This window comes from Pseudonocardia sp. MH-G8, assembly GCF_002262885.1.
GTDB lineage: Bacteria > Actinomycetota > Actinomycetes > Mycobacteriales > Pseudonocardiaceae > Pseudonocardia.
The window spans coordinates 119256-138319 of sequence record NZ_NKYF01000024.1 but is presented as its reverse complement, the minus strand read 5'-3'; the positions used below and the strand labels follow the sequence as shown (position 1 = coordinate 138319).

The window sequence follows — 19064 nt, the reverse complement described above, 5'->3', positions numbered from 1 at the left end:
CCGCAGATCAGGATGCGGCGTCGCGGGCGGCCTGCTCGATCTTCGCGACGTAACCGGCCCACCAGGCGGCGTCGCCCACATCGTCGTGGTCGGCGCCGGCACGACCGTCGATCGACTCCCGGACGATGTCGGCGTGCCCCGCGTGCTGGGCCGTCTCCGCGACCACCCGGACCAGCAGCGAGCCGAGGGTGGTGTCCCGCCGCTCCTCGGGCCACCAGCCGACGTGGGCCGGTGCGCCCAGGCCCAGCTCCGCGACCGAACGGTCGGAGTGACGCCACGCGGACCGGTACAGCTCCACGGTCCCGGCGCGGCTCTCGCCTGCGGTGGCCCACATGTCCGCGCCGTCCCAGACCGAGCCGTCGGCCACCCAGGCCAGGGTCGGGCCCGGACGCCCGACGCAGTCGCCGAGGTAGCCGAACTCGACCCCGGCGAGGTGCTTGACCAGCCCGAGCAGGTTGGTCCCGCTCGGTGTCAACGGGCGGCGGGCGTCGTACTCCGACACCCCGTCCAGGGCCGACACCAGGCGTTCCCGCGACTCCTGCAGGTAGCGGAGCAGGTCGGACGCGATCGGGTCGGCAGCGGTCTCCGGTCCGGTCATGCCGCGACAGTAGCCGGGGCTCCGCATCCATGATCGGGGGTTCGGCGCGTCCCGGGCGGATTGAGCGTGTTGCCGAATTGGGGCCCGCGGACGCGCGATGGTGATCGCTGCGAGAAGTACCTGACGTCGCCGCGACAGCACCCACGCACTGCTCGGACCGATCATCCGGCCCTGATCGCTGCGAGAAGTACCTGACGTCGCCGCGACAGCACCCACGCACTGCTCGGACCGATCACCCGGTCCTGATCACCCCGACAAGTACACCACTGTCGCCGCGCCCGCCCTCAGGTACTGATCGGACTGATCACCCGGCCGTGATCGCTCCGACGAGGACGCCACTGTCGCCGCGCCCGCACGCAGGTACTGATCGGATCGATCACCGCGCGCCGCGTCCCGACCAGCAGCGTCGGCCACGGGTGGACGGTCGTGGTCGGCGATCGACCGGCCACCGCGTGCCGTGATCGACGCAGCGGCCGCGGTGCGGGCCTGACCGATTCGACAACAGGCTCGATTCGACCCGTTCTCGCACCGTCTCCACGATCATGGAGGTGTGCCGGGGAGGATCAGCACGGCTTCCAGGTCTTGCCGCCCGGCGCGTAGCAGCGCGGGCCCGTGTAGCCCGAAGGAGCGCCCGACCCGCCGGCGTCGGGTGCGGACGGCCGTGCCTCACCGTCCCCGCCGCTCCGGCTCTGCGACTGCGCCTCGCGGGCCTGCCGTTCCGCGGCTTCCCGGGCCTCCTGCCGGGCTGCGGCTTCCCGCGCCTCTCGTCGCTCCGCGGCCTCACGGGCCTGGCGCTGTTCCTCCGCGCGTCGCTCCTCGGCCTGTCGTTCCTCGGTGCGTCGCTGCTCCTCGGCCCGTCGCTGTTCCTCGACGCGCGCCGCCTCGGCCTCCTGCGCCGTCGCCGCTGCCTCGGCCTCCCGCAGGGCACCGGCCTCGCGTTCGGCCCGCCCCGCCGCGTCCCGGACGTCCTGGAGCAGGCGGTCCCGCTCGTCGGGGGTGAAGACGGCCCACGCGAGCCCCATCGCGTCCCGGACGAGCGCGTCCTCGAGGGCCCGCGCCGTCGTGACCGCCGCCACCGCCAGCGACGCGGACGTCGCGAGCTCGGCCGAGGACGCGCCAGGCGGCTGCGCGGCGGCTGCCGGCGCCTGCTCGGCAGCCGCGGTCACGGTGGCCACCTGCGCGGGCACCGTGCACGTGATCTCCGGCGAGAAGAGGCCGCGGCCCTGCGCGGCGGCCTCGTCGCGCGCCTGCTGCACCGGCGGGAGGAAGCGGTCGTTGTCGCCGACGACGAGCGGCACGGCCAGCCCGGCCCGGGCCATCTCCGCGTTGACGAGCGCTCCGTCCCGGGTCCGCACCCCGGCCAGCGTGCGGTCGTAGCCGTCGGTGCGTTCCTCGTCGAACTCGAGCACCACGGGCGTGCCGACGGGAAGCAGCTCCGCGAGGTGGGCGGCCGCCTCGGGCCCGAGGCACTGGACCTCGGGCCCGGTGATCTCGGGGGTGTCGATGTTGAGCATCCGGACGCGCTCACCGCGGCCGTCCACGGTCACGTCGATGGTGTCGCCGTCCACCACCTTCGTCACGACGGCCTGCGCGGTGGACGCGGGGGCGGCCTGTGCGACGACGACCGCCACGGTCGTCGCGCCGGCCGCTGTCAGCGCCAAGGCGCTGAACTTCAGGAGCGTCAGCACGGGTCGTCCTTCCCGACGGGCACGCGGGCCTCGGACGGTTCCGGCAGGCTGATCGGCGTGTGATCGGCGGTGAGTTCGTCCGCTCGGACCTGCTCGTTACAGCCGCGCCGACGGCGCCGCTGATCGGGGACTCGCCGGACGGGCCGCGGCCCGCGACGATGGGGGCACGACGATCGCGGAGGAGCTTGGCATGGAGTGGACCGGTGCCCGTTACGCCGACGGCCCGACGGCCGAGGTGACCACCTGGATCGACGCCCCGGCCGAGGCGGTCTGGCCCGCGGTGGTGGATCTCGCGGCGATGGCCGGGACGAGCCCGGAGCTGCAGGCGGTGGAGTGGCTCGACGGTGCAGGACCCGCGGTCGGGTCGCGCTTCGTGGGGCACAACCGGCACGAGGCGCTGGGCGAGTGGTCGGCCACCTCGCAGGTCGTGGAGTGCGCGCCGCCGCGCGTGTTCGCGTGGGCCGTGCACGACCCGGCCGACCCCTCGGCGACGTGGCGATTCACACTCCATCCCGAGGGCAGCGGCACGCGGCTGACCGAATGGGTGCGGTTGGGGCCCGGGCGCTCCGGGTTGAGCCAGGCGATCGAGAAGATGCCCGACAAGGAGCAGAAGATCGTGTTCGTGCGGCTGCGGGAGTTCGAGGCGAACATGACCGCCACCCTCGCCGGCATCAAGGAGCGGGCGGAGGGTCGCGGCTGATGCGCACGGCCACGACCGTCGAGGGCTCGGGCGGCGCGGGCTTCCGCGACACCGTCGAGTTCGTGTGCGAGGCGGAGAAGCTCGGCCTCGACGTCTGCTGGGTCGCGGAGGCCTGGGGCTCCGACGCGCCGTCGGTGCTGGGCTACCTGGCTGCGCGGACCGACCGGATCCTGCTGGGCTCGGGGATCATCCAGGTCGGCACGCGGACGCCGGTCGCGGTCGCGCAGGCGGCGCTCACGCTCGCCGACATGTCGCAGGGCCGGTTCCTGCTCGGCCTGGGGCCGTCCGGGCCGCAGGTGATCGAGGGCCTGCACGGCGTGCCGTTCGCCCGGCCGCTCACGCGCGTGCGCGAGACCGTCGAGGTCGTCCGGCAGGTCCTCGCGGGGGAGAAGGTCGCCTACGACGGGCGCACGGTCCGGATCCCGCTGCCCGGCGGGGAGGGCCGTCCCATGCGGGTGTCGGCGGCGCCGAACCCGGACATCCCCGTCTACCTGGCGGCGCTCGCGCCGGGGCTGCTGGAGCTGACCGGTGAGATCGCCGACGGCTGGCTGGGCACCAGCTTCGTGCCCGAGGGCGCCGACGCCTACTTCACCCACCTCGACGCGGGGCTGGCGCGCGCCGACCGGCACCGCCGGGACCTGGACGTGTGCCAGGGCGCGGAGGTCGCCTTCGCCGCCGACGAGGACGCGCTGCGCCCGATGCTGGCCGACCGGAAGCAGAAGCTGGCGTTCAGCCTCGGTGGGATGGGTTCGGCCGGCACGAACTTCTACAACGACGCCTACAGCCGCCAGGGCTGGACCGAGACCGCCGCGGCCGTGCGCGAGCGCTGGCAGGGCGGCGACCGCGAGGGCGCCGCCGCGCTCGTGACGGACGAGATGGTCCTGGCCACCACGCTGGTCGGTACCGAGGAGATGGTGCGCGACCGGCTGCGCGTCTGGCGCGGCGCGGGCGTCGACACCGTGCGGCTCTACCCCGCGGGCGACACGCTCGACGAGCGCCTGAGCACCCTGGCCCGCGCCATCGACCTCGTCCGCGCCACCGGTTGATCGTTGCGGACCCGGCTCGCAAGGATCATGCGGGCTGGGGCGCCGGATGGGAGCGGTCCGGGGCACGCAGCGTGCGCTTGCGCGCCACGACGGCGACGACCAGCGTCACGAGCGACAGCACCGGGGTCGGGAAGCCTACGGCGGTACCGACGGCGATGTCGACCAGCGGGGCGAGTACCGCGGCGGCGAAGTGCGCGGCCGACGCGGTCGGGAGGCGGACGGTGCGGCCGGTCCCGCGGTCGCGTGCCCACCGCGTCCGCGGTCCGGGCTTGGCGAACGAGAGCCAGGCCTGGAACCCGATCGCGCCCGCCATCGCCGCGGTTCCGACCGCGAGGGCGACCGGGGCGCTGCGTGCCTCGGCGGCAGCGCCGAGCGCGCCGGAGAGCAGGAAGATCCCGGCGTAGAGCTGGACGAGCGTGATGGCGGCCTTCGCCAGCACCCAGCGGTGGTGGGCGAGCCCCCACACGGTGCCGAGCGAGAGCATCAGCCCGGTGGACGCGGACGCGTTCGCCAGCGGCGCGAGCAGGACGGTGTCGAGGTGGTGGGCCATGGCCACCGCAGCGGCCGCGATCTGCGGGTCCTCGGTCGTGAGGCCGAGGGCGAGGAGGGCGAACAGCGACAGGGCCAGCGCCATCCAGCCGATCGAGGACACGGCGTGCGCCCACACGGTCAGGTGGCGCCAGCGGCGGACGGCTCGTGACATGCATCCAGCGTCCGGGACGGCGGGGCGTGCGGCATCGGGGACCGCCCCGACGGCGCCCCTGATCCTTCCTGATGCACCGGCGGCGGATCGGCGTCAGGATGTCGGCACCGCGACGGAGGGGGACGGACGTGGCCGAGCCGGCGAGCCGGGTGACGGGGGCGGGCAGCGACCCGCGGACGCTGCGCAAGGTGGGGGTCGCGAGTTTCGTCGGCGCCCTCGTCGAGTGGTACGACTACTTCCTCTACGGGCTCGCGGCCGCTCTGGTGTTCGGCGACCTGTTCTTCCCGGGCGGCGGCGGCCTGGTCGGCACGCTGTCGGCGTTCGCGACGTTCGCCGTGGGTTTCTTCGCCCGGCCGATCGGCGGCGTGATCTTCGGTCACATCGGCGATCGCGTCGGCCGCAAGTCCGCACTGGTCATCACGCTGCTGCTGATGGGGATCGCGACCTTCGGCATCGGCCTGCTGCCCGGCTACGACGCGATCGGGGTCTGGGCGCCGGTCCTGCTCGTGCTGCTGCGCATCCTGCAGGGCGTCGCCGTGGGTGGTGAGTGGGGTGGCGCGGTGCTGATGATGACCGAGCACGCCCCGGTGCGGCGTCGCGGCTTCTACGGCAGCTGGCCGCAGATGGCCTCCTCCGCGGCCCTGCTGCTGGCCACCGGGTTCAACGCCGCGCTGTCGGGCGGGTTGAGCGAGCAGGCCTACCTGTCGTGGGGCTGGCGGGTGCCGTTCCTGCTCTCGATCGTGCTGGTGGCGGTCGGCCTCGTGATCCGCCTGCGCGTGCCCGAGTCACCCGAGTTCACGGAGCTGAAGGAGAGCGGCGGCGAGGCAGGGCGTCCGGTCGTGGAGGCGCTGCGCACGCAGCGCCGCGCGATCGGTCTCGTGATCGGGATGCGGGTCGCGGAGAACGCGTGCGGCTACCTGATCAGCGTCTTCGCGCTCAACTACGTCACGAACGACCTCGGGCTGGCGGCCGGGATCGGGCTCGTCGCCACGATGGTCGCCGCCGTGGTCCAGTTCGTCATCACGCCGCTGTACGGGGCGCTGTCGGACCGCATCGGCCGGCGACCGGTCTACCTCTTCGGCGCCGCGTTGCACGTCGTCTTCGCGTTCCCGTTCTTCCTGATCCTGCAGACCCGCGACCCGGTGCTGGTCGTGATCGCGTTCGTGATCGGCTACGCGGTGGCGAACGGTGCCATGTTCGCCACCCAGCCCGCGTTCTTCACCGAGCTGTTCGGCACCCGGGTGCGCTACTCCGGCATCTCGCTCGGCTACCAGTTCTCGGCCATGTTCGCCGGCGGCCTGGCCCCGTTCATCGCCACCGCGCTGGTGGCGGTGTCGGGTGGGGCGCCGTGGCTCGTCGCCGGCTACTGGGCCCTCCTCGGGCTGATCACCCTGCTCACCACGCTCCTGGTCCGCGAGCAGCGGCCCGCCCCGCACGGAGGACGCAGTGCCTGACCCGACCCGCCAGGACGAACCCGTCGACGCCCGCTTCCGGGCGTTCCCGGACCTCGGGCTCACCCTCGGCGAGGTGCCGGAGGCCGGCTGGACGGTCGCGGACCTGCTGCTGCCCGTCGTGACGCTGCGGGAATCGGCGGTGGCCCACAACATCGCGCGCATGGCGGCGTGGTGCGCCGAGCGTGGGGTCTCGCTCGCCCCGCACGGCAAGACCACGATGGCGCCGCAGCTGTTCGAACGCCAGCTCGCCGCCGGGGCCTGGGCGATCACCGCGGCGACCATCGGCCAGGCGCGGCTGATGCGCGCGTTCGGCGTGCCGCGCGTGCTTCTGGCCAACCAGGTCGTGGACGCGCCCGGGCTGCGGTGGCTCGCCGCGGAGCTGCGGCGGGACCCCGGCTTCACGTTCCTGTGCCTCGTCGACTCGGTCGAGGGCGTGGAGCTGATGGAGGCCGTTCTCGCCGAGGCGGACGCCGCGCGACCGGTGGACGTGCTGGTCGAGCTGGGCGTGCCGGGCCGGCGGACCGGCGTGCGGGACCCGGCCGACCTCGTCGCCCTCGCAGAGCGGGTGGCCGCGAGCCGGTGGCTCGCGCTCGCGGGCGTCGAGGGGTACGAGGGGGTCCTGCCACCGTCTCGGGCCGCGGCGGCGGTGCGGCGCGTCGACGACTTCCTCGCCCGCCTGGTGGCAGCCGTGCAGGTCCTCGACGGGAAGGGCCTGTTCCGCGACCGCACCGAGTTGGTCGTCACCGCGGGCGGCAGCGCCTTCTTCGACCGGGTCGTGGCCGCGACGAGCCGGCTCGCGGGTACGAGCGTGCCGGTGCGGGCCGTGCTGCGCTCGGGCGGGTACGTCACCCACGACCACCTGTCCTACGAGCGCAGCTCGCCGCTGCGCGCCGAGGCGGCGGGCCCGGGGGAGCGGCTGCGGCCCGCGCTCGAGCTGTGGGCGCGGGTGCTGTCGACCCCGGAGACCGGGCTCGCCGTCGCCGGGTTCGGCAAACGGGACGCGCCCTACGACCTGGACCTGCCCGTGCCGCTCGCCCGTCGCGCCGCCGGGGCCGTCGCGGCCGAGCCGCTGGTCGGGGCCGCCGAGGTTGTCGAGCTCAACGACCAGCACGCGTTCCTCCACCACGACGGGCGGCTGCGGGTCGGCGACCTGCTCACCTTCGGCTTGTCGCACCCGTGCACGGCATTCGACAAGTGGTCGCTGCTCCCGGTGCTGGACGATGAGGACCGGGTCGTCGACGCGGTGCGCACGTACTTCTGACGCCCGCCGTCAGCGACGCACCTGGACCGCGTCGCCGGGGCGCAGCCCCTCGTAGAAGGCGGCCGCGGCGTCGGGGGAGAGCCGGACGCAGCCGTGCGAGCGGGAGTTCCGGTCACCCTCGTGGAACGCCACGCCGCTGGTCGTGAAGAACACCGCGTAGGGCATCGGCGTGTCGTCGTAGGCGCGGCTGCGGTGGTCGATGTCCTTGTAGGTCACCGCGAACGTCCCTGCAGGAGTGCGGTGGCCCTGGCCGCCGGACGCCACCGGGACCGGCCCGTAGGTCACCTCGCCCTCGTCCATCAGCCAGGCCGAGCCCTCCGACAGGTCCACGCAGGCGCGCGCCGTGGCGTCGCAGGATGCCGGGGCAGCCGCGGCGGAGCCCGCGCCGGTCAGCAGACCGGCCGTGGTGGCGCCGGCCAGGATCGCGCCGGCGACAGGGCGTGCGAGCCGCATCGAAGTGTTCTCCTCGTCCATCGGGAGCAATCGGATCTGAGGAGGCGTTCCCCCGATGGGGTGGGCTCATACGTCAGCCGGTGTGCACCTGCTCACCATCGGGTGCCGGGGTCGCGAAGCCCATCGCCGCATCGATCGCGGCGGCTGCGGCCATCAGGGGGCCTGCGGCCGACCGCATCAGGGGCTCGTCGAACCGGCTCGACGGCCCGGACACGCTCAGGGCCGCCACCTCGGACGGGCCGATCCGTACCGGCGTGGCGATCGTGTGCACCCCGCGGATGGTCTCGTCGAAGGCCATGGCGTAGCCGCGCCCGCTCTCCGCCTCGAGCTGGGCGACCAGGCCGGCCATCGTCGGCGGCTCGACGTGGGTGAACGCCGAGGCACCCGCTTCGGCGGTGAAGCGGCGCAGCTCGTCGCGGGGCATGGCGGCCAGCAGGACACGTCCCGCCGACCCGGCCCACAGCGGGTAGAGCCGGCCGAGCTCCGCCTTCGCCTTGAGCTCCGAGCGCGCCTCGATCTGCTCGACGTAGATCCGCGACGCACCGGCGCGGATCGAGAGCTCGATCGTCTCGTCCAGCTCCTCGTGCAGCCGGTGCATGTGCGGCCGCGCCTCGGCGCGCACGTCGACCCGTTCGAGGAACGCCATGCCGAGGGTCAGGGTGCGCGGGCCCAGCCCGTAACGGCGGGTGGCGAGGTCCTGCCGGACGAGGCCGCTGGGCTCCAGCGCCTGCAGAAGCCGCTGCGCGGTGCTCTTCGGCACGTCGATGAGCTCGGCGAGCTCCCGTGCGCTGAGGTGGCGTTCCACCTCGGAGAGGGCGAGGAGCACCTCCGTGGCCTTGCGCACCGACTCGTTCATCGCGTTCCCCGCCCGAGCACGCCGGACCTTACCCCGGAGGAATTCCCGGCCACTACTTCCCCGATCCCATGGTGATGCCTTCCACGAGGCGGCGGCCGAACCACGCGTACAGCGCGACCATCGGGAGCACGAGGATGCACACGCCCGCGAAGAGGCTCCCGTAGTCGGCCCCGGAGAACTGCATGCTCGCCATGAAGTTCAGCAGCGCCAGCGAGAGGGTGTAGTTCTCCGCGCTCTGCAGGAACACGAGTCCCAGCAGCGTCTCGTTCCAGATCGAGATGACGTTCAGGATCAGCACCGTCAGGATCCCGGACCGGGCGAGCGGGAGCATGATCTGCCAGAAGCTGCGCCACGCCGCCGCGCCGTCGAGCGCGGCCGCCTCCTCGACCTCGGCCGGCAACGACCGGAAGAAGCCGGTGAGCAGGAACACCGTGAACGGGACGTGCGTCGCGGAGTAGAGGATGTAGAGGCCGAACAGGCTGTTGACGAGCCCGACGTCGGCCATCATCGCGAACAGCGGGATCACGGTGACGTGGGCCGGGATGCCCAGCCCGAGCACGAAGAAGACCGAGATCGGCCCGGCCGAGCGCGTGCGCACCCGGCTCAGCACGTACGCGGCGGGTGCGCAGACGGCGGTGGCGGTGACCGCCCCCGCGAGCGCGAGGAGCACGGTGTTCGCCGTCGCCCGGGCGAACCCGCTCTCCGCCCACGCCCGCACCCAGTTCTCCACGTGCAGCGTGGTCGGCAGGCCCCACGGCTGGGCGAAGATCTCCGCGGTGCTGCGGAACGACGCGATCAGCAGGAACGCGAAGATGGCGAGGTTGAACGCCACGATCGCCCACACCAGCGCGCTGCCCACGGTCCGTCCCGGGGTGAACCCCGTGCGGGGGGAGCGGGGACGACGCCGCCGCGGTGCCGGCGCCGGGCGCGTGGGCCGGTCGATGGACACGTCAGAACTCAACGGGATCCCTCCGGAGCACGCGCCGCAGGACGACCACCAGTACCGAGAACAGCGCGAGCATCAGCATCGCCGACGCCGAGGCGTAGCCGAACATGTAGGACGGGCTGCGGCCGCCGAACGACTCGCCGTAGACGAAGAGCGCGGAGTTCCACACGGCGGGCGGCGGAAGGTCGGCCGTGGTGCCGCCGAATGCGTAGATGAACTCGAAGATCTTCAGGGAGCTGATCGTCCAGAACGTGGCGGCCACCGTGATGACGTCCCAGGACAGCGGGAGGGTGACGTGGCGCAGCCGCTGGAACGCATTCGCCCCGGCCAGGAGGGCGTCCTCGTAGAAGTACGTGGGGATGCGGTCGACGCCGGCGAGGATGATGGTCACGTACAGCCCCGTGGACAGCCACACCGTACCGAGCAGGATCATCGGGAACAGGTTCGCGTCGTCGAGCCACGGGATCGGGTCGGTGCCGAACAACGCGTTCAGGATCGCGTTGACCACGCCGTTGTACTGGAACAGGAATCCCCACACGATCGACAGCACGATCGCCGACACGATGTGCGGGAAGAACAGCACCGAGCGCACGAACTTGCGCCCGCGCATCTCCCGGATCAGCATCGTGATCCCGAAGCTGAGCACGAAGATGGCGCCGCCCGCGACCACGAGGATCACGAGCGTGTTGACCAGGGCGGTGTGGAAGGTCGCGTCCGACAGGAGCGCGACGTAGTTGCCGAGGCCGCGCCACTCCATGTCGCTCACGCCGTCCCACCGGTGGAAGCTGATCCACAGGGCCGCGATCGACGGGACGATCACGAACGCCAGGTACAGCAGCAGCGCGGGCACCAGGAACGGGATGTAGAGCTTGCGGCGCTCGCGCTCGAGGACCGACCCCGCGGACGGCGCGGCCTTGCGGGTGCGCCCGCCCGCGGCCGGAGCGGCGACGGCCATCAGCCGTTGGCCTTCCAGTAGTCGACCTGCTTGGCCTTGATCTGCTCGACGAACTGGTCGGCGGTGATGCCGCCGGTCAGCAGCTGGGCGCTCAGGGGCTGGAAGCTCTCCCGGGAGAAGTCGGCGTACGTGGCGGCGACGCCGTCGGCGATCGGGTGCAGCTCCTTGCCGCTCACCAGCTCGTTGGCGTCGACGAGCTGCGGCGGGACCGGGAGGTCGCTGCGGGGCGTGAGGTTGTTCGCCTCGGTCGAGATCTTCGCCAGCCGGTCGGCGTTCAGGAAGAAGGCCATGAACTCCTTGGCGGCGCCGGCGTTCTCCGCCGACTTCGGGACGGCGAAGCCGATCGCGCTGGCGGGCAGCGAGTCGTCGCTCCCGAACGTGGGGAAGTTGAACGAGCGGTACTCGACGCCCTCGGCCGCCACGCTGCCGGTCTCGGTCGGGGCCCAGCTGCCCATGTACAGGAAGTCGGCCTCGCCCTGCGCCCACCGCGACTGGACGGCCGGGAACTTGCTGCTGTCGTAGCCGGGGATGAACCAGCCCTGCGCGGCGAGACCGGCGATCTTGCCGAGCGCGTCGCGCACCTCCGGCCGGTCCCAGCCGGCCGCGTCCGGCTGGGACACCAGCTCGCGGAAGCCGCCCGGGCCGAGGGTGCGCACGAGCGCGGTGCTCGTCCAGTACTCGGTGTACCCGGCGATGTCCGCGTCGAGCGCCAGCGGGTTGCGGCCCGCCGCCTCGGACGCGGCGAGCACCTGGGTGAACTCCTCCCAGGTGGCCGGTGGCTGCGCAGCGACGTCGGGGAGCCGGGCGGCGTCGTACCAGAGCGTGTAGGCGATGACCTCGTACGGCACGAGGAAGCGGGCGCCCTCGTCGGTGGTGGTGAACGGGTCGTACTTGGCCGGGACCACCTCGCCGACAGTCTGCTCCTCACCGGGGACGGGCATGTCGTAGACGTCGGCGAGGTCGGTGTACTGGTCGTTGCCCACGATCGCGTTCTTGATCGTGAAGTACTGCTGGTCGACCAGGTCGGGGACGTCGCCGCCGCGCAGGGCGGCCACCAGCTTGGTCACGTTGTCCCGGCCCTGCCACTCGACCTGGACGTCGACACCGGTCTCCTGCTCGAACTCCGCGATCGCCGCGGCGACGACCTTCCCCTGCGGTTCGCTCTCCTGCCACATGGACCAGTAGGTGAACCCGTCGGCGCCCCCGGCACCGCCTTCGTCGCCCGCGGAACACGCGGTGAGCACCGCGCTCAGCGCCGCGGTCGCCAGGAGGGCGGTCGCCGTCGTCAGCCTCGGCCGGTAGCGCATGTGCAGCTCACCCCAGTCTCAGAATGGGACATTGTCCCGCGAACGGCTGCGAACCTAGAGGCGTGGGTCTGGCGCTGTCAACGGCGCGGTGACCCTGTTTTCCCAGGTGACTGTCCTATTGCTGCAGCATGTCCGCCCGGTGGCGGAAAGGTGGATCGAGTGGACGCGGCCCGTTGACAGGCGCGAAGAGGTCCATAGGATGGCTTCGCGTCCTACCCAGCGGGACAAGGAGGATCTGTGAACGGTGTCGCGGGCACACTCGCCGGGCGGGCGGTCCTGATCACCGGCGCCACCGGTGCCGGGATCGCGTCCGGCATCTGCCGCGCGCTGGCCGACGCCGGCGCGCGTCTGGTCGTCAACGGGCTCACCGGCGACGACGTCGCCGCGACCGTCGCCCGCCACCCGGGCGCCGTGGGCGTGGTCGGTGACGTGTCGCGGCCGGATGACGTCGAACGCGTCGTCGAGGAGGCCACCGCGCAGGTCGGGCCGCTCACCGGGCTGGTCAACAACGCGGGAGTGGGGCTGAGCACCCCGTTCGACGAGGTCGACGAGGCGCAGTTCGACCACGTCGTCGGGATCGACCTGCGCGGGGTCTGGCTGGTCTCGCGTGCCTTCGCGCGGCAGTGTCCCGGGCCGCCCGGCGCCATCGTCAACGTGTCGTCGGTGCACGCCCGGAGCACGATCTCGGGCTTCGGGATCTACGCGGGTGCGAAGGCGGGTGTCGAGGGGTTCACCCGGGGCTGCGCTGTCGACCTGGGCCCGCGCGGGGTGCGCTGCAACGCGATCGCGCCCGGCTACGTGCCGGTCGACCCCGCGCTGGCCGACCGCGCCCACGCGGTGGAATGGATCGATCGGCACACCCGGGATGAGCAACCGCTGCACCGGCTCATCGAGCCGATCGACTGCGGCTGGGCCGTGCGCTTCCTGCTGTCGGAGGAGAGCCGCTGCATCACGGGTCAGGTGCTCACCGTGGACGCCGGGCTCACGGCGCGGCTGTACGACGGCGAGACCACCGCCCGCACCCATGCCGACCGGGCAGGCCGCTCGTGACGGGCAGCGCGATCGTCTCGATCCGGGCCACCGAGGTCGTCGTCCGCGCGCACCCCGGCGCGATCGACTCACCGTCGGTGCACCGCCCGCTGCACAACAAGCCGTGGCAGGGCGCCGCAGGCTGGTCCGTGCAGTTCGACGAGATGCCGAAGGTGGTGCTGGAGCTCGAGTTGCGCGACGGCACCGTCGGCCTCGGTGAGCTCTACCGCGCCCACGACTGGACCGTGATCGACGCGTTCGCCCGCTCGCTGGTCGGCGTCGACGTCCGGGCACTGAGCCTGCAGGAGCTCCCGCTGGCCCGCACCCACGAGTACGACGGGTTCGAGATGGCCGTGTGGGACGCGTACGCGCGCTCGCTGGGCGTGCGCGTCGCCGACCTGCTCGGCGGCCCGCTGCGCGACCGGGTGCTCACCAGCGCGTGGTCCAGCCACCGCACGGTCGACGAGATCGGCGAGCTGGCCCGCGGCTTCCAGCAGGAGGGCTTCTCGACGCTCAAGCTGAAGTGCTCGCTCGAGGACGACGTGGTGGGGTGGGCGGCCGCGATCGCCGAGCACGCGCCCGGCCTGCGCCTCGTGCTCGATCCCAACGGCCGGTTCGAGCGGCTCGCCGACGCCCGCCGGATCGGCCTGGCGCTCGCCGAGATCGGCAACGTCGCGTGCCTCGAGGACCCGCTGCCGCACTGGATGCTCGACGCGTGGACGCAGCTGCGCGCCGCGGTGCCGATCCCGCTGGCGCGCCACATCTCGCTCGCCTACCCGCAGTTCGCCGACCGGGGCAGCGAGGCCGTGATCGCGCAGCGCTTCGCGATCGCGGACATGTTCAACTTCACCGCGGGCCTCGCCGACTTCCAGCGGTTGGACCACTTCGCCGACCTCGCGGGCGCGCCCTGCTGGCACGGCTCGCAGGTGGACCTGGGCATCGCCGAGGCCGCCTACGTCCACTCGTGCGCGGCGGCCCGCTCCGCCACCCTTCCCAGCGACGTCTTCGGGCGCCGGATCCGCTCCCACGACCTGCTGCGCGAGCCCCTGCGGATCGAGGCCCCGCACGTCCTGCTGCCGGACGGGCCGGGGCTCGGCGTCGAGATCGACGACCACGCGCGGGTGGCCCACCGCGTCCACGAGAAGGAGTACACCGCCCGTGACCGCACCTGAGTCGCCGTTCCCCGCCGATCCCGACCGGCACGAGATCGGGTCGATGCTCGTCGAGCGGGACATCGCAGCCTACGTCGCGGGGGACTGGTCGCGGGTCGCGGACGACTTCGTCGACCATGCGGAGTTCCTCGCCGTCGACGCCCGCACGCGGTCGAACCCCGACTCCTGGCGGCTGGGCCGCACCCTGGACGGCTACCGCGACGCGTGGCTCGCCGGCAGCGCGCGCCTGCGGGCGCAGACCTCCCCGGAGGAGCTCGGCGCCGCCCTGCACGACCTGACCACCCTGCGCGACATCGAGATCCGCGGCGACGACGCGATCGCGCACAAGAAGTTCGACGGCACGGTCCCGCAGGGCGACGGCGGCGCGGCGCGCCTCGACCGGCAGACGCTCTACCTGTGCCGGCGCGTCGACGGGCGGTGGCGCATCCGCGGCTTCGTCGGCTACCTGCCGAACGTGGCGCAGGCGCAGCCACCGTCTCCGGCCGGCAAGCAGGTCCCGGCGGGCGCGCGGCAGCACGCCACGGCGGGCCCGTACTCGCCGGTGCTCGAGGTGAGCACCGACCGGCTCGTCGTGATCTCGGGGCAGGCCGCCCTCGCGCCGGACGGCTCGGTCGTCGGCCACGACGTCGAGGAGCAGACCCGGGTGACCCTGGAGAACTGCCGCCGTCAGCTGGCCACCGCCGGGTGCGACCTGGCCGACGTCGTGAAGGTCAACATCTATCTCACCGACATGGCGATGTGGGAGCGGTTCAACGCCGTCTACCGCGAGGTGGTCCCGGAACCGCGTCCCGCGCGCACGGCGGTGGGCACCGCGCTGCTCGACGGCCTGCTCGTCGAGGTCGAGATGTGGGCCACCCGCCGATGACCTACTGGGAACACCTGACATCGGCACGGATCGACGCGTTCGACCGCTGCGTGCCGGCCGTGCTCCCGCTCGGCGCGATCGAGCAGCACGGCCCGCACCTGCCGCTGGCCACCGACCGGCTGCTCGCCGACCACTTCTGCCGCGAGCTCGACCGGCGCCTCGGCGACGACGTCCTCGTCCTGCCCACGGTCAGCGTCGGCTACTCCCGCCACCACGACGACTTCCCCGGCACGCTGTCGCTCTCCCACGAGACGCTGTTGCACCAGGTCGTCGAGATCGCGGGCTCGGCGCTGCGGCTCGGCGTGCGGAGCCTGCTGCTCGTCAACGCCCACGGTGGCAACGAGGGCGTGGCGCAGGTCGCGCTGGAGCAGCTCGGCTACTCGTGGCCGGACCGCACGATCGCGCGCACCACGTGGTGGCAGGTGGCCTCGGACGCCCTGCTGGAGCTCACCGAGACCGGGCCGGGCGGGGTCGGGCACGCCTGCGAGCTGGAGACCTCCCTGCTGCTGGCCGTGGCGCCGCACCTCGTCGACACCGCGGTCGTGCCCGAACGCGAGAACGAGTCGCCCTTCGCCTGGGACACCGGCGACATGCTGCGCGGCGCCCCCGCCACGCGCTACCGGCGCTTCGCCGACGTCTCGTCCACCGGGGTATTCGGGGACCCGCGGGCGGCGTCGCGGGAGAAGGGCGAGCGGATGAGCGGGATCGTGGTCGAGCGGCTCGCCGAGATCGTCCGGTCGCTGCGCACGGAGGCGAAATCATGATCAGCGGGGTCTGCCCGGTCCTCGAGGTTCCCTTCACCGCCGCGGGTGAGGTCGACGGCGACGGCTTCGTCCGCGTGGCCGAGCACGTCATGGGGGCCGGCGTCGGCGGCGTGATGTTCCCCGGCTTCGCCTCCGAGTTCCCCAAGCTCGACGACGCCGAGCGCAGCCGGCTCACCACGCTGCTGCTGCGGGCGGGGCACGCGCACGGGGTGCCGGTGGTCGTCTCCGTGCCCGACCACGCCGCCGTCGTCGCGATCCGGCGGGCACGGGAGGCCGTCGACGCCGGCGCGGCGGCGATCAACATCCTGCCTCCGCACCTGTTCGCCCCGTCGCCTGCGCAGGTGCGCCACCACGTCGAGGCCGTGCTCGACGCCGTCGCCGGCACGCCGGTCGTGCTCCAGTACGCGCCGGCCCAGACCGGTACCGCCCTGGACGCCGCGACGATCCGGGGCCTCGCCGAGGGCCACGACGCCGGGCTGCAGGTCAAGGTGGAGGCCGTGCCCCCGGGCCCCGTGATGAGTGCGCTGGCGGCAGGACCCCGGCCGGTCGGGTGCCTGGTGGGCTACGCGGGGGTCCAGCTGCCGGACGCGCTGCGGCGCGGCGCCGTGGGCGTGCAGCCCGGGTGCTCGTTCGTGGAGGTCTACGTCGAGATCTGGCGGCTCTGGCACGCCGGGCACGCCGTCGACGCGGAGGCCCTGCACCGGAGGCTGCTGCCCTACATCGCCTACTGGATGCAGCACGTCGAGCTGATCGTCCAGGCCGAGAAGACGATCTCCTACCGGCGCGGGCTGATCGCCGACGACCACTGCCGCGTTCCCGGCCGGCCGCTGGACGGCCCCGAGTCGGCCGACGTGGACCGGTTCCTGGAGGAGTTCTCCGACCTGCTGGTGCCGCCGCGGGCCTGACGTCAGCTGGTGGCGTGGTCGGCGTGCATCAGCACCTGCGTGAGCAGGCGGTGGACGTGGTCGTCGGCCGCGGAGTAGTAGATGAAGGTGCCCTCGCGGCGGCCCTTCACCAGGCCGGCGAGGCGCAGCTTGGCCAGGTGCTGGCTGACCGCCGTCGGTGCGGCGCCGGCCAGCTCGGCCAGGCACGCGACGGACGACTCACCCTGCAGCAGGGCCCAGAGCACCTTGATGCGGGTGGGGTCGCTCAGCATCCGGAACGTCTCGGCCGCCAGGTGCACCTGGTCGTCGTCGGGCATCGCGAAGTCCGGCAGCGACTCGTGCATGGGGGCAGGGTACTCGCGCTTCCCGGGTATTCTACTGCTTGCGTATCTGCGTGAGTGCGCAGTTATGCTGCCAGTCATGGCACTGGATCTCGACCTCACCGCCGGGCCGTCCCGTGGCGTGCTGCCGCGTCGCCGCGGGGCCTGGTCGCTGCCCGAGGTGCGGTGGGCGACGCTCGCGACGGCGCTGTTCGCGCTCGGCCTCCTGGCCCAGCTGGCCGGTGCGCCGGCATGGGTGTGGTGGACGTTCCACCTCGCCTGCTACGCCGCGGGCGGCTGGGGTCCGGGCCTCGCCGGGCTGCAGGCGCTGCGGGAGAAGGTGCTCGACGTCGACCTGCTGATGGTCGTGGCCGCGATCGGCGCGGCCGCGATCGGTCAGGTCCTGGACGGCGCGCTGCTCATCGTCATCTTCGCGACCTCCGGCGCGCTGGAGGCCGTCGCGACCAAGCGCACCGAGGACTCCGTCCGCGGCCTGCTCGACCTGGCCCCCGAGCGAGCGGCCCGGCTGAACGGGCACGGGGGTGAGGAGGTGGTCGACACCGCAGACCTCGTGGTCGGTGACGTGATCGTGGTGCGGCCGGGCGAGCGGGTGGGCGGTGACGGCCTCGTCGTGGACGGCGCGAGCGACGTCGACCAGGCGAGCATCACCGGCGAGGCGCTCCCGGCGGACAAGGTTGCGGGCGACGAGGTATTCGCCGGCACGCTGAACGGCCGCGGCGCTCTGCACGTGCGGATCACCCGCCCGGCCGCGGACACCGTGGTTGCGCGGATCGTGGCGATGGTGGCCGAGGCGAGCGCCACGAAGGCGCGTACCCAGCTGTTCATCGAGAAGATCGAGCAGCGGTACTCGGTCGGGATGGTCGTCGCCACCCTCGCGCTGTTCGTGGTCCCGCTGCTCCTCGGCGCGGCGCTGCAGCCGACCCTGCTGCGGGCGATGACCTTCATGATCGTCGCTTCGCCCTGCGCGGTCGTGCTGGCGACGATGCCGCCGCTGCTGTCCGCCATCGCCAACGCCGGCCGCCACGGCGTCCTGGTGAAGTCGGCGGTCGTGCTCGAACGGCTCGCCGGTGCCACCGTCGTCGCGTTCGACAAGACCGGCACGCTCACCGAGGGCACACCACGGCTCGTCCGGGTGCACCCGCTCGGGGGTACGGACGCCGACGCGGCGCTCGTGCTGGCCGCCGCGGCCGAGCGCGGCTCGGAGCACCCGCTCGCGCGTGCGGTCGTCGCCGCGGCGCACGACGCCGGCCTCGACGTGCCGGTCGCGCAGGACTTCTCGTCCGCACCCGGGCGCGGCGTCGTCGCGCGTGTCGGGGGGCAGCGCGTCGAGGTGGGCAGCCCGGCCCAGCTCCCGGCGCAGGACGAGCGGGTCCGTGAACTGGTGTCCGAGGTGGAGGGTGCCGGGCAGACGGCGGTCGTGCTCCGCGTCGACGGCACGGTCACGGCCGTCCTCGGCCTCGCCGACACGGTGCGGGCCACGGCGGCGGAGACCGTCGCGCGGCTGGCCGCGCTGACCGGCGCCCGTCCCGTCCTGCTCACCGGCGACAACCCGCGCGCCGCCGCCCGCCTGGCCGCCGAGGTCGGAATCGACGACGTGCGCGCCGGACTGCTGCCCGAGGACAAGGTCGCCGTCGTGCGCGAGATGGAGGCCGCGGGACACCGCGTCGTGGTGGTCGGGGACGGCGTGAACGACGCCCCGGCGCTGGCGGCCGCGCACGTCGGCATCGCGATGGGGCGCGCCGGCTCGGACCTCGCGCTCGACACGGCCGACGCGGTGATCACGCGCGACGAGCTCGCCACGGTGCCCACCGTCCTCGCCCTGGCCCGGCGGGCCCGCCGGCTCGTGGCCGCGAACCTCGCGATCGCCGCCACGGTGATCGCGGTACTCGTGGCCTGGGACCTGTTCGGCACGCTGCCGCTGCCTCTGGGAGTGGCCGGCCACGAGGGCTCGACGATCCTGGTGGGCCTGAACGGCCTACGCCTACTGAGCAGGTCGGCCTGGGCCCGCGCCGCCACCACCTGACACCCTGACGCACCTCGGA

Annotated in this window: 19 protein-coding genes; 10 read left to right on the top strand and 9 right to left on the bottom strand. The window is 73.2% G+C overall.

Features of this window, described 5'->3' with window-relative positions; genetic code table 11:
- Nucleotides 1-7: 7 nt before the first annotated feature.
- Together CFP66_RS35870 and CFP66_RS35865 are read right to left on the bottom strand one after the other, a co-directional pair.
- Nucleotides 8-598, bottom strand: coding sequence for a DinB family protein (locus tag CFP66_RS35870; protein WP_094929784.1), 591 nt, complete (start codon nt 596-598; stop codon nt 8-10).
- Nucleotides 599-1161: 563 nt separating this feature from the next.
- Nucleotides 1162-2286, bottom strand: a complete 1125-nt coding sequence (locus tag CFP66_RS35865) for a thermonuclease family protein (protein WP_094929783.1) — start codon at nt 2284-2286, stop codon at nt 1162-1164.
- Between the two features lie 190 nt (nt 2287-2476).
- Between CFP66_RS35865 and CFP66_RS35860 the strand changes: the two genes are divergently transcribed.
- Both CFP66_RS35860 and CFP66_RS35855 read left to right on the top strand, forming a co-directional pair.
- A complete protein-coding gene (locus tag CFP66_RS35860; protein WP_094929782.1) occupies nt 2477-2986 on the top strand; it encodes an SRPBCC family protein in 510 nt (169 codons plus the stop codon).
- Nucleotides 2986-4032 carry an LLM class flavin-dependent oxidoreductase gene (locus CFP66_RS35855; RefSeq protein ID WP_094929781.1) on the top strand — a complete coding sequence of 349 codons (1047 nt, stop codon included), beginning with the start codon at nt 2986-2988 and terminating at the stop codon, nt 4030-4032. Before CFP66_RS35860 ends, CFP66_RS35855 begins: the two co-directional genes overlap by 1 nt.
- A 25-nt stretch (nt 4033-4057) precedes the next feature.
- Here CFP66_RS35855 and CFP66_RS35850 read toward each other — a convergent pair whose 3' ends face one another.
- Entirely contained in the window at nt 4058-4735 is a 678-nt protein-coding gene (locus CFP66_RS35850; RefSeq protein ID WP_094929780.1) for a hypothetical protein, read from the bottom strand.
- 128 nt (nt 4736-4863) lie between these two features.
- Between CFP66_RS35850 and CFP66_RS35845 the strand changes: the two genes are divergently transcribed.
- Together CFP66_RS35845 and CFP66_RS35840 are read left to right on the top strand one after the other, a co-directional pair.
- On the top strand, nt 4864-6189 hold the full coding sequence (locus tag CFP66_RS35845) for an MFS transporter (RefSeq protein WP_233159988.1): 1326 nt from the start codon (nt 4864-4866) through the stop codon (nt 6187-6189).
- Entirely contained in the window at nt 6182-7450 is a 1269-nt protein-coding gene (locus CFP66_RS35840; protein WP_094929779.1) for a hypothetical protein, read from the top strand. The genes CFP66_RS35845 and CFP66_RS35840 overlap by 8 nt, the downstream gene beginning before the upstream one ends.
- 9 nt (nt 7451-7459) lie before the next feature.
- Here the strand turns inward: CFP66_RS35840 and CFP66_RS35835 are convergent, their stop codons facing one another.
- The 5 genes from CFP66_RS35835 to CFP66_RS35815 form a co-directional block, all read right to left on the bottom strand.
- Nucleotides 7460-7903: a L,D-transpeptidase gene (locus tag CFP66_RS35835; protein WP_094929818.1), complete on the bottom strand. Its 444-nt coding sequence runs from the start codon at nt 7901-7903 to the stop codon at nt 7460-7462.
- A gap of 73 nt (nt 7904-7976) precedes the next feature.
- Nucleotides 7977-8759, bottom strand: a complete 783-nt coding sequence (locus tag CFP66_RS35830) for an IclR family transcriptional regulator (protein ID WP_094929778.1) — start codon at nt 8757-8759, stop codon at nt 7977-7979.
- Between the two features lie 52 nt (nt 8760-8811).
- Nucleotides 8812-9708: a carbohydrate ABC transporter permease gene (locus CFP66_RS35825; protein ID WP_094929777.1), complete on the bottom strand. Its 897-nt coding sequence runs from the start codon at nt 9706-9708 to the stop codon at nt 8812-8814.
- A 1-nt stretch (nt 9709) separates the two neighbouring features.
- Nucleotides 9710-10660 carry a carbohydrate ABC transporter permease gene (locus CFP66_RS35820; protein WP_094929776.1) on the bottom strand — a complete coding sequence of 317 codons (951 nt, stop codon included), beginning with the start codon at nt 10658-10660 and terminating at the stop codon, nt 9710-9712.
- Nucleotides 10660-11967, bottom strand: a complete 1308-nt coding sequence (locus CFP66_RS35815; protein WP_094929775.1) for an ABC transporter substrate-binding protein — start codon at nt 11965-11967, stop codon at nt 10660-10662. Before CFP66_RS35815 ends, CFP66_RS35820 begins: the two co-directional genes overlap by 1 nt.
- Nucleotides 11968-12204: 237 nt before the next feature.
- Here CFP66_RS35815 and CFP66_RS35810 point away from each other — a divergent pair, with 237 nt between their 5' ends.
- From CFP66_RS35810 to CFP66_RS35790, 5 genes are read left to right on the top strand one after another with little or no spacing between them, the layout of a single operon-like run.
- Nucleotides 12205-13017 carry an SDR family NAD(P)-dependent oxidoreductase gene (locus CFP66_RS35810; protein WP_094929774.1) on the top strand — a complete coding sequence of 271 codons (813 nt, stop codon included), beginning with the start codon at nt 12205-12207 and terminating at the stop codon, nt 13015-13017.
- The gene (locus CFP66_RS35805; RefSeq protein WP_094929773.1) at nt 13014-14168 is read left to right on the top strand and encodes a mandelate racemase/muconate lactonizing enzyme family protein; all 1155 of its coding nucleotides are present in this window, start codon (nt 13014-13016) and stop codon (nt 14166-14168) included. Before CFP66_RS35810 ends, CFP66_RS35805 begins: the two co-directional genes overlap by 4 nt.
- Complete coding sequence (locus CFP66_RS35800; protein WP_094929772.1) at nt 14155-15033, top strand: RidA family protein; 879 nt, start codon at nt 14155-14157, stop codon at nt 15031-15033. The genes CFP66_RS35805 and CFP66_RS35800 overlap by 14 nt, the downstream gene beginning before the upstream one ends.
- On the top strand, nt 15030-15797 hold the full coding sequence (locus tag CFP66_RS35795) for a creatininase family protein (RefSeq protein WP_143517470.1): 768 nt from the start codon (nt 15030-15032) through the stop codon (nt 15795-15797). The genes CFP66_RS35800 and CFP66_RS35795 overlap by 4 nt, the downstream gene beginning before the upstream one ends.
- Complete coding sequence (locus tag CFP66_RS35790) at nt 15794-16702, top strand: dihydrodipicolinate synthase family protein (protein ID WP_094929770.1); 909 nt, start codon at nt 15794-15796, stop codon at nt 16700-16702. Before CFP66_RS35795 ends, CFP66_RS35790 begins: the two co-directional genes overlap by 4 nt.
- Nucleotides 16703-16704: 2 nt before the next feature.
- Here CFP66_RS35790 and CFP66_RS35785 read toward each other — a convergent pair whose 3' ends face one another.
- Nucleotides 16705-17025, bottom strand: coding sequence for a metalloregulator ArsR/SmtB family transcription factor (locus CFP66_RS35785; protein ID WP_094929769.1), 321 nt, complete (start codon nt 17023-17025; stop codon nt 16705-16707).
- Between the two features lie 76 nt (nt 17026-17101).
- Between CFP66_RS35785 and CFP66_RS35780 the strand changes: the two genes are divergently transcribed.
- Complete coding sequence (locus tag CFP66_RS35780) at nt 17102-19045, top strand: heavy metal translocating P-type ATPase (protein ID WP_143517469.1); 1944 nt, start codon at nt 17102-17104, stop codon at nt 19043-19045.
- The last annotated feature ends 19 nt before the right edge of the window (nt 19046-19064 follow it).